10 protein-coding genes are annotated in these 13,712 nt (G+C 54.7%); 7 read left to right on the top strand and 3 right to left on the bottom strand.

The annotated features are described in order from the left end of the window. Nucleotides 1-181 precede the first annotated feature (181 nt). The 4 genes from ACFSW5_RS09065 to ACFSW5_RS09050 all read left to right on the top strand — a co-directional run bounded on the left by ACFSW5_RS09065 (nucleotide 182) and on the right by ACFSW5_RS09050 (nucleotide 5,640). Entirely contained in the window at nucleotides 182-1,537 is a 1,356-nt protein-coding gene (locus tag ACFSW5_RS09065; RefSeq protein ID WP_379271671.1) for an ABC transporter substrate-binding protein, read from the top strand. A 103-nt stretch (nucleotides 1,538-1,640) separates the two neighbouring features. Further along, on the top strand, nucleotides 1,641-2,498 hold the full coding sequence (locus ACFSW5_RS09060) for a carbohydrate ABC transporter permease (RefSeq protein ID WP_379271669.1): 858 nt from the start codon (nucleotides 1,641-1,643) through the stop codon (nucleotides 2,496-2,498). Nucleotides 2,499-2,521: 23 nt separating this feature from the next. Beyond that, nucleotides 2,522-3,394 (top strand): carbohydrate ABC transporter permease, encoded by an 873-nt coding sequence (locus tag ACFSW5_RS09055; RefSeq protein WP_449290233.1) that lies wholly within the window; start codon nucleotides 2,522-2,524, stop codon nucleotides 3,392-3,394. Nucleotides 3,395-3,582: 188 nt separating this feature from the next. Continuing rightward, the gene (locus ACFSW5_RS09050) at nucleotides 3,583-5,640 is read left to right on the top strand and encodes a methyl-accepting chemotaxis protein (RefSeq protein WP_379271666.1); all 2,058 of its coding nucleotides are present in this window, start codon (nucleotides 3,583-3,585) and stop codon (nucleotides 5,638-5,640) included. A 161-nt stretch (nucleotides 5,641-5,801) separates the two neighbouring features. Here the strand turns inward: ACFSW5_RS09050 and ACFSW5_RS09045 are convergent, their stop codons facing one another. The 3 genes from ACFSW5_RS09045 to ACFSW5_RS09035 form a co-directional block, all read right to left on the bottom strand. Continuing rightward, entirely contained in the window at nucleotides 5,802-6,632 is an 831-nt protein-coding gene (locus ACFSW5_RS09045; protein ID WP_379271664.1) for a carbohydrate ABC transporter permease, read from the bottom strand. Next, nucleotides 6,632-7,504, bottom strand: a complete 873-nt coding sequence (locus ACFSW5_RS09040) for a carbohydrate ABC transporter permease (protein ID WP_379271662.1) — start codon at nucleotides 7,502-7,504, stop codon at nucleotides 6,632-6,634. Before ACFSW5_RS09040 ends, ACFSW5_RS09045 begins: the two co-directional genes overlap by 1 nt. Before the next feature lie 74 nt (nucleotides 7,505-7,578). Further along, nucleotides 7,579-8,880 carry an ABC transporter substrate-binding protein gene (locus tag ACFSW5_RS09035; RefSeq protein ID WP_379271659.1) on the bottom strand — a complete coding sequence of 434 codons (1,302 nt, stop codon included), beginning with the start codon at nucleotides 8,878-8,880 and terminating at the stop codon, nucleotides 7,579-7,581. A 193-nt stretch (nucleotides 8,881-9,073) separates the two neighbouring features. On the opposite strand from ACFSW5_RS09035, the gene ACFSW5_RS09030 reads away from it, so the two are divergent. From ACFSW5_RS09030 to ACFSW5_RS09020, 3 genes are all read left to right on the top strand, one after another. After that, the gene (locus ACFSW5_RS09030) at nucleotides 9,074-10,798 is read left to right on the top strand and encodes a sensor histidine kinase (protein ID WP_379271655.1); all 1,725 of its coding nucleotides are present in this window, start codon (nucleotides 9,074-9,076) and stop codon (nucleotides 10,796-10,798) included. A gap of 23 nt (nucleotides 10,799-10,821) precedes the next feature. Further along, on the top strand, nucleotides 10,822-12,330 hold the full coding sequence (locus ACFSW5_RS09025) for a response regulator (protein WP_379271653.1): 1,509 nt from the start codon (nucleotides 10,822-10,824) through the stop codon (nucleotides 12,328-12,330). An 89-nt stretch (nucleotides 12,331-12,419) separates the two neighbouring features. Further along, nucleotides 12,420-13,514 (top strand): MBL fold metallo-hydrolase, encoded by a 1,095-nt coding sequence (locus ACFSW5_RS09020; RefSeq protein ID WP_379271651.1) that lies wholly within the window; start codon nucleotides 12,420-12,422, stop codon nucleotides 13,512-13,514. Nucleotides 13,515-13,712: the final 198 nt, after the last annotated feature.

Here is a 13,712-nt window from a genome sequence, read left to right as displayed (position 1 = left end):
ATCGTCTTCTCCCGGGGCGGGCGGATCATATATTTTTACGCGCAGGGGGCCGGAAACGTATTTTATCCCCCCGAATTAGAGGAATATCCCCCCTCAACTACGGCGGCAGATGGACTACTATTTGGTTGTAGCCGCTCTGTATCGGCTTCGATACAACTATAGGTTAAGGGGGATTTACGAAGTGAAGAAGTCATCCTTATTGCTTGTAAGCCTGGCATTGCTTCTGACGACGTTCCTTGCGGCATGCGGAGGCAGCGGGAACGGCGGCAACTCCGGCAACAACGGCAACACGGCGTCGCCGTCTCCGAGCGGAAGCGCGGAAGCGACCGCTTCGCCGACTCCGGAAGCCGAGCCCGTAAACTTACGCGTGTTCTCGACCTTCGGCGGAACCGACGCGGCAAGAGACGCGTTCCAAGGCTTGCTGGACGAGTTTACCGCCGCCAACCCTAACGTCAAAATCGAAAACGACGTCATGTCCGCCAACGACGACGGCTTCCGGACCAAGGTCAACACCGACATGAACAGCGGCAACGAACCGGATCTGTTGTTCTACTTCGTCGGCGCGGACGCGGAAGGCTTCGTGAATGCGGGCAAGGTCGTACCGCTGAACGATCTGCTGGAAGCCGACCCGGAATGGAAAAACGGTTTTTCGCCAAGCGCGCTCGAATCGGTGCGCCAAGCCGACGGCAACATCTATGCCGCGCCGCTGACGGGCTATTATGAAGGCTTGTTCGTTAATAAAGCGCTGTTCGAGAAGTACAGCCTTGAGCTCCCTACAGATTACGACAAACTGAAAAAGGCGGTCGAAACGTTTGCGGCGAACGGCGTTATTCCGCTGGCCGGTCCGTTCGACCAATCCCATTACATTATCGAGCATTTTATTTTGGCAGCAGCCGGTCCGGAAGGACAGAAGAAAGGCCTCATCGATGGCGTCGATCCGAATTGGGAGAAGGGCCTTGCCGCTATCAAGGAGCTCGGCGAGCTCGGCGCATTCCCGAAAGACGCGGCTACAATCGACCTGAGCATGGCCAGCAACTATTACAGCGAAGGTCTTGCGGCCATGATTCTCGAAGGTTCGTGGGCGATCGGCGGCTGGGCCGATGAAGTGAAGAACAACACGACGGTCGTTCCGTTCCCGGCCATCCCTGGCGGAGCAGGCAGCGGCAACGACGTTGTCGGCGGCTTCGGTTCCGGTTTCTACCTGTCGAAAGCGACGTACGACAATGCCGCCAAGAAAGACACGGCAATTGCGCTTATGAAATTCCTGACTTCGCCTGAATCGATTCAGAAAATCGCGCAAGCGAACGGCGGCACGCCTGCAGCCGACGTTAAAATCGAAGGCTTGCCGCAAGCTGCGGTCGACGGCTTCGCGATGGTTGCCAAATCGGCTTCGATTACGTCGCCGATCGACAGCAAGGTGGCGCCGGAGACGTTCTCCAGCATCCGCGCCAGCATTCAGCCGATCGTCGAAGGCAAGAAGACGCCTGCCGACGCCTTGAAGGAAGCGCACGAGACCGAGGTTGCCGCCAAGAAATAGCAGGCTGCCAGCTGCGCGATACATGGAGAGGACTTTGCCGCCCCTTATGCCGAGGCGGCGAAGTCGTTTCATCCACCTAAACTAAACTTCAAAGGTGATAAGGATGAAAGGCGATAAAAAATATATTTTGATGTTTTTGCTGCCGGCGGCCGCGGTCATGTCCATTTTTTTGTACTATCCCTTTTTCAAAAGCCTTTATTTCAGCTTTTTCCGGACCAACGGTTTTTTCGACAAGAAGTTTGTCGGCCTCGACAACTACAAGCGTCTTTTCTCGGACGAACTGCTTGGCGAGTCTACCTTAAACACGCTCGAAATTATGGTTTACGTGCTTGTGTTTCAGGTCGGCATCGCGCTCTTGCTCGCCGTTCTGGTCGATAATATCGGCAAAGGAAAGGCGTTCTTCCGAACCGTGTATTTCTTTCCGGTCGTCATTTCCGGCACGGCGATTTCGCTGCTGTTTGTTCTGTTCTACAACTATCAATTCGGTCTTCTGAATAACGTTCTAGCGGGCTTGGGCATCGAAAAGGTGCTGTGGCTCGACGACAACAGCGCCCTTCGGGCGGTGGCGGTTCCTACCGTGTGGCATTATGTCGGCTTTTATTTCGTGTTATTCCTTACCGCCATGTCGAAGATCCCTTCCGATTTCTATGAAGCGGCCAAGCTTGAAGGCATTTCCGGCTTCAAGAAGACGACCATGCTTACGATTCCGCTGATCTTGAGCGACATTAAAGTTGTGATTACGCTGGCCATTACCGGAACGCTCAAAGTATTCGAATTTATCTGGGTCATTACGGGCGGCCAATCCGGTACGGAAGTGCTTGGCACGTATATGTACAAGAAAGCGATGGTCGATCAGAACTTCGGTTACGGCTCCACGATCGCGATATATATCGTCGTGTTCGGCGTGTTGTTGTCCCTTGCGGCGAACCGGTTGCTCAAGAGAGAGGAAATCACATACTAAGCAGGTATTAGGGGTGTGCAGTGATGCAGCAAACGATCAATCGAGAAATGAACGTCCATAGCTCCTACGGCAAAAGCGCGAAGCCCGGCACTTTCGTGATGTATCTCGTGTTGAGCGTATGGGCGCTGACGACGATATACCCGATGTTCTGGATTATCAATAATTCGTTTAAAGTTTCGCGGGATGTTATGAATAACTCGTTCAGTCTGGCGCTTGATCCGGTCATGATCAATTATGAGACCGCCTTTGAACGGATGAATGTGGGCAAAAGCTATTTGAACAGCTTGATTATGTCGGGAGGAACCGTCATTCTGGTGCTGTTCCTGGGAGGACTTGCCGCTTACGTGCTGTCCCGGTTCGCGTTTCGCGGAAGAAGGCTCCTCTTCTCGATTCTTTACGCCAGTCTGCTTATTCCGGCGTTTGCAACGGTCGTGCCCGTCTACGAGCTGCTGATTCAATGGAGCCTGGTCAATACGTATTGGGGACTTATTTTGCCCCAGACCGCGGGTAACCTGACATTCGCCATCCTCGTTCTCGCGGGTTATATGTCTACGATTCCGAAGGAACTGGAGGAAGCGGCATTCATGGACGGCTGCAACCGCTGGCAGATGTTCGTCAAAGTGTTTCTGCCGATGACGAGGCCGGCGTTTGCATCGGCCAGCATTTTCGTATTTTTATGGTCGTATAACGATTTGTTCTCCGCCCTGATTTTCGTCAACAAGGATACCGTTCGGCCGATCGTCTCGCTCCTGAACGAAATCAGCTCGCAATACGGCACCGACTTCGGCCTTATGGCAACCGCCGTATCGCTCACCGTCGTTCCGGTCTTGATCGTGTATTTGTTTATTTCCAAATATATCGAAAAAGGACTGACGGAAGGTGCAATTAAAGGCTAAAAAACAAAGAAAACGGCCAATGACGAAGGATAATGAAACCGTGAATGCTGCCGACTGCAAGCGTTCACGGTTTTTTCGATGTCCGTCTGGACCGAATTACCATTAACGTGATCCCCCATAATATCCGATATAAAAGTAACATATGGCAAAAACCAGCCAGTTATCTTTTATTGGGGGAGCGTACAACGATGATTTACTTCAAAAGATTGCAGGACAAGATCCGGAACCTATCCTTGCGGGTTAAGCTGCCGATTTTAATTACGCTGCTCGTCGTGGCGGGCATCGCAATTACGTCGATCAGCGTATACCGTTCGGGGTCGGCCCTTCTGCTTCAAAAAAGCAAAGACGAAATCAAAGCGAATGCGGACCGCATCGGGGAATCGTTATGGTCGGCGGCCCTGCTGCAAGAGCAATCCGCTTATTTGGTATCCACCCACAATACGTTTCAGGAGCTGATCGCCTTATGGTCTTCCGGCACGATGCCGAGCGAAGCTTTTTTCTCCGAATCCAACAGCCTGCTGACCAAAGCCAATAATTTGCTAGTGACCAGCATGAAGGGAATGCGGGGTCATGAGTCGCTATTTGTGCTGGACGCCAAAGGAACGCGTGTCGCAAGCTCGGATCCCAGCTTGCTCGGCCAATCTTTCGCGGACCGGGAATATTTTATCGAGACGGTGCGGACGGGCGAATCGTTTGCGAGCGATGCGTATGTGTCCAGATTAACCGGCAATCTGGTCATTGCTTTTACCGAGCCGATCAAAAATGATGCGGGACAGCTTACGGGCGTTTACGTGTCGGTTATCAACACCAGCTTCTTTACGGATAGTCTGGGTCAGATCGCGATCAATCGAGAAGGAAAGATCGAAATTTTAAGCCGCAGCGGCGTTGTTTTGTATAATTCGGTGGATGCGGCAAAAGTGGGACAGCAAGTGGAAAATATCGAGTCGCTGCTTGAGGTAAAGCCGACGGAAGAGCTTGCCCGCGGCGAAGCGGACCTGGGAACGGAGTATTTGCGTTACAACAAAATTCCGGGCACCGACTGGACCGTATCCGTTATCGATTCGTATGCCGACATTAACAGACCGATCGAAACGATGTTTCGCGAGGTCATGCTGATTGCCCTTGCGGTCGTCGCGGTCGCTATCGCGGCCGGACTGCTCATTTCCCGTTCCGTTACCCGCCCGATCGTTACCCTTACGCATCTGTTCCGGCAGCTGTCGTCGGGCGACTTGACCGTCTCCGCCGGCGGCCGTTACGGCAGCGAGTTTAAGCAGCTGTCGGACAGCTTTAACCGGATGGTGACCCGGAACAGGGAGCTGATATCGGGCATAAACGAGTCGATCGCGGTGCTTCGCTCCAGCATGAAGGAGCTTGACGCTACCTCGGCTGGAACGGCGCAGTCCATACAGGAAACGACGACCGCGTCGGCGGAAATCGCCAAGGCGATGGAATCCCAAGCGGACGATACGGAGAGCATCGTGGACAAGTTCGTCAGCTTCGGCGAGAAGTTCCTGGAGATGAACAACCGGGCGCAATCGGCCAAAGAAAGCTCGGACGGAATCGTGCATGCATTCCACGAGGGCAACGGCATCGTCGAAAACTTGCAGCAAATCAGCGAGAAAAACGATACGGAAGTGCAAAGCATCTCCGCGGTAACGTCGCTGCTGCAGGACAGCTCCGGCCAGATCGGCCGGATTACCGAAACGATTAACGAGCTTGCGGCTCAAACGACATTGCTGGCGCTGAACGCTTCCATCGAAGCGGCAAGAGCCGGCGAGCACGGCAAAGGCTTTGCCGTCGTCGCTTCGGAAATCCGCAAGCTTGCCGACCAAAGCACGAAGCAGGCCGGCGAGATCAACGCGATCATCCAGCGGAATCTGGAATTGGTCGAGCAAAACAACGCCAGCGTCTCCGAATTGAAAAGCATCGCGTCGTTGCAGGACGAGTACGTGCGGAAGACGCAAGAAGCATTCGGGACGATCTACGAGAACATCAAAGGCATTAACGAGCAAGTAGCCGGCATCGCAACAGAGGTTGCCGAGCTTGAAGCGGAAAAGGACAACATGCTCGGGGCGGCGCAAAACTTGTCGGCGTCCGGGGAAGAGGTATCCGCTTCGGCGGAGGAGGTAACGGCCACGATGCAGGAGCAGGCGGCGATGGTGCGTCGTTTGTCCGAGATGGTCGTCACCATCGAAGGGTTAACGAAAGAGCTTGGCGAGGCCGCGTCGAAGTTTAAGGTGGAGTAGCGTTACTCGAAAGCTGATACGAAATACTGCAACATTGAGAAGAGGTCCCTTTGGGGGCCTTTTTTTAATCGTTAACGGCGGTGGTGCAGCCAAAGTCGGCAAAGCGGCTCCACATAAGGGGCAGACCGCTTTGCCGTCAACGGAGGCTCAACTTCCCCGCATTATCCTTTCACCGAGCCGGCGGTAAGACCGCCGATAATGTATTTTTGCGCGAACAGATACAGGATGAAGACGGGCAGCGAAGTCAATACGAGCACGGCAAAAATCAGGTTCCAGTCCCGGCTGTACAAGCCGTAGAAGTTGTATACCGCAAGCGGCATCGTCCAGTCGGTGCTGTCGGTCAGAAAGTAGATTGGAATCGTAATGTCGTTCCATACGGACATGAACACCATAATCAAGACGGTGGCGTTGACCGGGACGATGAGCGGGATAATGATCCGGAAGAACACGGTGAACATCCCGGCCCCTTCCAAAAACGCGACCTCGTCGAGCGCCTTCGGAATGGACTTGATGAAGCCGTTGTACAGAAAGACGCTAAAGGCCGTATTAAGCGCCGCATAAACGAGAATGACGCTGGCGACGCTGCCGTAGAAGCCGAGCCATTGAACGACCCGAATCGTCGTAATCGTGGACATCGGGGCGATCAGGCCCATGAAGAAAAACAGATACAGAAAGTTCGACATCCGCGATTCCCGCCGCACGAGGACGAAGGAGGCGGCGGACGTCGTAACGATATTGATGATGGAAGAAATGCCGGTAATGACGATTCCGTTCATGAACGACCGCAGCAGGTTGCCTTGCTCGTACACTTGCTTGTAATTGCTGAAAAGCCATTCCTTCGGCAGCTTGAGCGAGAAATCGAGCACTTCCGCGCTGCTTTTGAACGATCCGAACACCATGACCAGAATGGGAAGCAAAATGATTAGGGAAAGCAGCAGCATGATCGCTTCCACGATGGAATTGCGCAAGGCGTGCCGTAAACGCATGCTCATTATTCGCTAACCTCCTTGCGCCGCATGAAGTACAGCAGCGGAACGGAAATCAAGGTCACGACGACGAACAGCAGCGTGTTCATGGCGGTGCCGAGCCCCCAGCTTCCTTCGCCGAACGAGCGCATAATAATCGTTCCGACAACCTGAGACGCATTGCCGGGGCCGCCGCCGGTAAGGACGAACACTTCCGAAAATACTTTCAGGCCGCCGATCAGCGTAAGCATAAGGTTGATGTTGATGGCCGGCAGCAGCAGCGGCAGCGTAATGTGGACGAAGCTTTTCCATCCGCCCGCGCCGTCGATTGTCGCGGCTTCATAATAATCTTTGGGAATCGACTGCAGACCGGCCAAATAAATCGCCATCTGAAAACCGGCGGACTGCCAGATCGAAATGCCGCACACGGTGAGAATGACGATAGCCGGGTCGGTCAGCCAGGCTTGGGTAAGCGATCCAAGGCCGACGGACTCGAACAGCTTGTTGATGACGCCGTCGGATCGCAGCATCGGAGTAAATACGATACTGATGACCAGAATGCTTAGAATGGACGGGGAATAGAATATCGCCCTCAGCAGGTTTCTGGTCTTCAGTTGCATATTTAATGCGACGGCCAGCACGATGCCGAAGACGTTTTTGCCGATAACGGTAACGACTGCGAAGATGACCGTGTTTTTGAGCGCGAGCAGCAGCGTGTCGTCGGTGAAAATCGTCTGGAAGTTGGTCCACCCGTTAAACCGGATTTCCTCTCTGTCGAGCCGCCAATCGGTAAAAGAATAAAAAAAGCCGATGACCGTGGGCAAAACGAAAAAAAGGCAGTAGATAAGCAGGGCGGGCAAGACCATGTAATAGGAGTACAGCTTCTTGGATATTTTCATGGTTCACTCTCCGTTAAGGACGGGACAGGGCGGAGCCCGTTACAGGGCTTGATCCTGTCCCTTCCGATTGATGTTTAGAAACCTTCGACGCCCTTGTCCTTCATCAGTTGGTTAAACTTCGCATCCCATGTTTCCAGCACATCCTTGGCCGTCTTGCTGCCGGCGAATACGTCCTGCAGGCTTCTGTACAACTCGCTCAGGTCGACGGACATGTAGGCTTCCATCGTCGTGACCGTTTTTTGCGGCGTAATGTACTGATCGACGATCTCTTGCTTGTATTCCGGAAGCTCCGGCGTCGTCACGTCGCTAAAGTTGGAGACGTATTCCTGCTCGTTGACGATCTCTTGCGCGACTTCCTTGGACGCGAGAAAGTCCAGAAATTGTTTCGCTTCTTCGATATGCTTCGCCTGCTTCGGAATGAACAGCTGTCCGCCGAGCGGGCTGGCGCCGACAAGCGCGTCGCTCGCATACGGAATCGGGAACAGGCCGAGCCGAACGTTCGGGTCTTTGTTCTGTACGTCCTGAATGAGCCAGTCGCCCATGAACATCATGGCCACTTCCTTGTTCAGGAATTTGCCTACCGCCATGTCGTAGCTGTCGCTCAACAGGTCGGCGTTCGTCAGACCCTTCTCGTACAGATCGTATTGCTGCTGGATAATCGTCTCGAAAGCCGGAATGTCGGTCCATTTTTTCTTGTTGGAATTCAAATCTTCCCACAGCGTCGGCTCGTTTTTGGCGGCATAATCGGCGAAAGCGGCCGACGTCCAAATGTTGATCGACCAGTTGTCCTTGAACGGCATGAAGATCGGGGTAATGCCGGCGGCTTTGATCTTCTCCGCCGCCGCGACGAATTCTTCGTAGCTGTTCGGAACGGATAAGCCGAGTTCCTCGAAAATGTCCTTGTTGTAGACGACGCCTTGCATGCCGGTGTCCTGGCTGACGTGAAAGCTGTACACATGGCCGTTCCACGAAAGCACGTCTTTATTCTGCAGGCGGCTGACCCAATGCTCGTTGTCGAGAATTTCGAAATTGCGCTCCAGGTTCAAATCGGACGCGGCGCTCGCCAAGTTATATTGCACGATGTCGGGCGTTTCGCCGACGGCAAGCTTCGTTTGCAGCACCGTCGTCACTTGCTCGGAAGGAAGCTGCTGAATGTTGACTTTAATATTCGTCTGTTCTTCGAATTGCTTGAGCAGCTCCGCGTCGACGAAGGCGGAATCCTGCGAGGCTTTGGAGATGGCCAGCTCGATCGTCACTTTCTCGCCGGAGCTTGAGGATTCCCCGGAAGAGGCGGAATTGGATCCGCAGGCGGCAAGCGCGACGGCCAGGGCCGGCAAGAGCAATAACTTCGAGAAACGTTTCATTTTGTTGTCCATGCGACTATCCCCCCAAAAATTTGATATGTGTTGTCACTTTGGATGAAGGCGGTTACAATTACGATTATAATTTTCAAGTCGAACGGGGTACATGTTTGTCGTTTCCTGTTGATGTGTAATATTCTGAACCGGAGAGGAAAGGAGGACGATCCGATTGCGCCCTAACATCCCCCCCTTCAAAAACAGGATAAGCTTGCAAACCAAGCTTTTTCTGACGTTTTTTCCTCTGCTGCTGGTCATTCTCGGATGCTTTCTCATTTACGTTCACGGGTACGTCATTTCGCCGCTCCGGGAAAAAACGATCGATGAAACGCGCATGACCGCCACCCAGTTGTCCGATCAGCTGGAAGATTACATCGATGTGCAAAATCAGCTGTCGCAGCGCGTTTTGTCCAATCATAAGCTGTTCGAATCGCTGAATTTCGATTCGGGCTCCCTCCTGGAGGGGCTCCAAAGAGCCCGGCTGCTGAGAGATATTATGTTTCAGGCTTTAGGGCCGAGCATGGACGTTCGGGATATGGCCGTCTACAGTCTCGAAGGCCGTCCGGTGGCCTCCTATTTCGGAGTAGAGATTCCGGGCTCTATCGAGCCTGTCCTGAAAGATGAGCGGTACGCGGACAAGCTGAGGGATAGCAGCTTCATCCTGCATGCCGAAAAGCCCGGATCGCTCGCTTTCGTCAGGTCGATTATCGACGTCAACGGCAAGGTTTACGGCTACTTGTACATTCAGCTCGATTACGCGTATTTCCAGAAGGCGGCCGACGGGGTGACCGCTTCCGGCGTCTATGTGATCGATTCGGACGGCAAGCCGATCGTAACGTCCCAAGGGACGAATGGGCGGATGCTGGATGAGCCAAGCATGCGCGACTTGGCCGACAGCGGCATTTATTCGGACGACTCCGGCAATTTTGTCGCTTATCAGAAGTCGGAAAGCAGCGGATGGACGACCGTTGTCGTCAAGTCCAAATCCGCGGTGCTCGGCTCGGTCAACTCGGTCAGCGGCCTTTCGATTCTTTTGATCGTCGGGCTGACGTTGTTTTCGGCCGTGTACGTTTACTTTTTCGCGAGAAATATCGTCCTGCCGGTTCGCCGGCTTCGCAGCCAGATTATGCGAATGAACTACAGCAATTTGAACCTGCGGATCGACAGCCGGCTGCAGAACAACGATCTGGTGCTGCTGAACGAGGCGTTCGGCGAGCTGCTGGAACGGCTGCAGTCCTCGATCGAGAGGGAAAAGCTGGCCGTGCACGAGGAGGCGATGGCGAGAAACACGGCGCTGCAGGCGCAGATCGCTCCTCATTTCATTCACAACGCTTTGTATTTGATCAGCATTGCGGCCCAAGAAGGAAACAACGAAGCCGTATCGGACATGTGCAAGCAGCTGTCGGAAAGCTTAAGATACATCGTCTCTTCGCCGTATAAACATGTGAACATGCTGGAGGAAATCGAGCATACGAAACGATATTTGTCGCTCGTGGAGCGGAATTACGAGGAGGATCTCGACTGGGAGATCGAGACGGATCCTTCGGCGGAAGCGATTCAGCTGCCGCGTCTTGTCATTCAGCCGTTCGTCGAGAATTGCATCGAGCATGCCTTCGAGAACACGGACCCGCCTTGGAAAATCCATATCCGGATCAAGCTGTTCAACGGGCTTTGGGCCATGGAGATCAGCGACAACGGCAAAGGGATCGACCCGGACAAAATCAAGGAAATCGTGACCAAAATCGAGGAGTCCGACCACGGCGCCCAGGAGCTGAAGAGCAGCTCGCTCGGCATCGGCAGCATGGGCATGATCAACACGGTCAACCGGCTGAAGCTGATGTACAAAAACCGGCTGTTTTTCAACGTGTTCAACAATCCCGACAACAGCGGGACGACCGTTCAGATCATCGCTTCTCTGAAGCGGGATTTCTATTGAATGAAGGAAGGAGGAGCGAAACGATGTACAACGTTCTGATCGCGGAGGACAGCAAGCCGATTTTGCGCAATATTAAGGGGCTGCTCGAATCGTCGGGCCTGCCGGTCCGCGTTGCGGCGACGGCGGCGACCGGCGAGGAGGCGCTGGACGCGTTCGGACGGCATGCGATCGATATTTTGCTGACGGACATTCGGATGCCGAAGATGGACGGGCTTACGCTGATCGAGCGCGCCAAGCGGCTCCATCCGAAGCTGAAAGCCGTTCTGATCAGCGGCTACAACGATTTCGAGTATACCCGCAAAGCGATCAATTTGCAGGTGACGGACTATTTGCTGAAGCCGGTCGAGCGGAGCCAGCTGCTCGAGGTGATGGAGCGCATCCTGGCCCAGCTTCGGGAAGCGCAGGAGGATTTGGCGTCCGCGTTCCAAGGAATCGTGGAAGAAAGACGGTGCCGAAGCTTAAATCCGGGCCCCGAATTTTTTCGGAACCCGAAAGTCGTATTCATCATCCGCGAGCAGCCTTTCACGGCGGGCTTGGACCGTCCGGACGAGGCTTACGCGGCCGTCTGCGCAGACCTTCCTTCTCCCGCGTGGAGCATGCCTACCGTTAACGGCGAGCGGCTGCTCGTAGCCGACGCCTCGTGGCTCGATCCGGCCGATGATCGTTCGGCATTGCTCGAGAACGTTCGCTTGCGGCTTGCCGCCGCCGGCATTCAGGCGTCGCTGATCGGCTGCCTGTCGCCGACGGAATGGAATCGGATTCCGGAAGGATACGCCGAGGCCGCTCGCTGCCTGGAGGAGTGGCAGACGGTATTTAAGCCTGTCGCGCTCGATTTCGCGCTGCAGCGTCATTATCCTCATCCCGGCTTCGAAGACGTCGACCGGATCGGGGGCGTCCTGGCGTCCCTGATCGAGCAGATGAACAAGGACCGGTTTATGCTCATGCTTTCCGAGCAGTTGGTCAAATGGGAGAGGGCGAACGTTCGGCTTGCCGAACTGAAGCGGTTTTTCGGCAAATTGGCCGCCTCCTTCGCCGCGCTGCTGGAGGAGGGAGAGGAAGCGGGGAGCGCATGGCTGTTCGGCAAACGGGAGGAGCTGTTTCGGCAGCCGAGCTACAAGCAATTCGGCTCGGAGCTGCTCGTTTGGGCGGAGCAATGCTTCGACCGCGCGAAATCGTTAAACCGGAAAAGCGGCGCCGAGCTGTTCGAGCGGATGGACGGTTATTTGCGCACCAATCTGTACGCGAACGTATCCATACCGGATCTGGTCCGGCTGTTCCACGTCAGCTCGTCCTATATCAGCCGGATTATTAAGCGCTTCTCCGGGCAAACGTTCGTGCACTATTACACGGAAATGAAAATAAACGAGGCGCGCAAGCTGCTGGAGACGAGACCGGAAATGAAAATCAGGGACATTTCGGATGCGCTTTGCTTCGCGGACCAGCACTATTTCTCCAAGGTGTTCAAGGAACATGTCGGCGTAAGCCCGCTGGAATATAAGCAGAGAGGAATTAAGCGGGGCGAACGGGGATAAAAACTAGGGGAACCGGAGCCTTTGAAGCGGGAGGACAAGCAGTGGTACAATAGCGGTAGCCTTTATATATCGTGAGGGATCTGTCAAACATGCCGGCAACCTTAATTACCGTCGTTATAATCGGAATCGTTATTGCATTGGTTCTTCGTTATTATCCCCCTCTCGGACGAACGGAAACGAAGGAGCGGCGGGCCGCCTATGGACGGCTGGAGCACTATTCGGGGCGGAAGTTCGTCAATGTCCCTCCCGTCGATATGAGGATGGACATGAAGACGGTCCGCTCTTTGCTCCGCGATTACGCCAAGCCCAAGCCGGCCATTCGGCCGCGGCAGCCGCTTCCGGTCGTTCCGGCGGCCGATTGGCCACCGCTTGGGCCCGGAGAGTCCCGCGTTACCTGGTTCGGCCATTCGGCATCGCTGCTCGAGCTGGAGGGCAAGCGCATCTTGATCGATCCGATGCTCGGCAAAGCGCCGACGCCGTTTCCGATCTTCGGCAACAAGCGCTACAGCAGGGAGCTTCCGGTCCGGCCGGAGGAGCTGCCGTTCATCGACGTCGTGTTATTGTCCCACGACCATTACGACCATCTCGACTACGGCACCATCCGCAAGCTCCGGGGCAAAGCGGGCTTATATATCGTGCCGCTTGGCGTCGGCGCCCATCTTCGCCGCTGGGGCATCGATCCTTCCATCATACGGGAATGCGATTGGCGGGATGAGATTCGGCTGGACGGCATCCGTTTCGTATGCGCCCCGGCAAGGCATTTTTCCGGGAGAAGCTTGACGGACCGCGACGCGACGTTATGGTGCTCGTGGGTCATCCAAGGGCGGGAACGCTCGGTGTACTACAGCGGCGACGGCGGGTACGGGCCGCATTTTAAAGCGATAGGGGACGAGTACGGCCCGTTTGATCTGACCTTGATGGAATGCGGGCAATACGATAAGCGTTGGGCGGACATTCATATGCTGCCGGAGGAAACGGTGCAGGCGCATCTCGACGTGCGCGGCGGGGTGCTCCTCCCGGTTCATTGGGGCGCCTTTACGCTTTCGCTTCACGATTGGCACGATCCGATCGAGCGGGTAACCCGGGCCGCTCAGGCCAAGCAAGTGAAAATGGCGACCCCGCGCATCGGCGAAACGGTAGCCATAGGCGGCGACCGTTATCCGGACGAAGCATGGTGGAAATAGTCTAAAAAAGCGCTAGAGGACGGGCTGCAGCAGGCCGCGACGTCCGTTTAGCGCTTTTTGGCCGTTTTATGGGGCTATTGGGGCGGTTTCATGTCATGCCTTGCCGACGGCCGAAGGTGCTTTCCGCAGGATTCGCGAAGACGGCCAAATATTTTTCCAAAAATTCTGAAATATTTACAAAACTCTATCACTATTCCT

Origin of the sequence: Paenibacillus thailandensis (assembly GCF_042685365.1) — a bacterium.
Lineage (GTDB): Bacteria > Bacillota > Bacilli > Paenibacillales > Paenibacillaceae > Paenibacillus_AP > Paenibacillus_AP thailandensis.
Note: the sequence above shows the minus strand (reverse complement) of the source record. Positions and strands in the feature narration are given on the sequence as shown.

Bases quoted from the DNA above. Each gene is read 5' to 3' on its own strand.
- ACFSW5_RS09060 (WP_379271669.1), top strand. From the start codon at position 1,641: ATGAAAGGCGATAAAAAATATATTTTGATGTTTTTGCTGCCGGCGGCC.
- ACFSW5_RS09050 (WP_379271666.1), top strand. From the start codon at position 3,583: ATGATTTACTTCAAAAGATTGCAGGACAAGATCCGGAACCTATCCTTG.
- ACFSW5_RS09025 (WP_379271653.1), top strand. From the start codon at position 10,822: ATGTACAACGTTCTGATCGCGGAGGACAGCAAGCCGATTTTGCGCAAT.
- ACFSW5_RS09020 (WP_379271651.1), top strand. From the start codon at position 12,420: ATGCCGGCAACCTTAATTACCGTCGTTATAATCGGAATCGTTATTGCA.
- ACFSW5_RS09040 (WP_379271662.1), bottom strand. From the start codon at position 7,504: ATGAAAATATCCAAGAAGCTGTACTCCTATTACATGGTCTTGCCCGCC.
- ACFSW5_RS09035 (WP_379271659.1), bottom strand. From the start codon at position 8,880: ATGGACAACAAAATGAAACGTTTCTCGAAGTTATTGCTCTTGCCGGCC.
- ACFSW5_RS09055 (WP_449290233.1), top strand. From the start codon at position 2,522: ATGCAGCAAACGATCAATCGAGAAATGAACGTCCATAGCTCCTACGGC.
- ACFSW5_RS09045 (WP_379271664.1), bottom strand. From the start codon at position 6,632: ATGAGCATGCGTTTACGGCACGCCTTGCGCAATTCCATCGTGGAAGCG.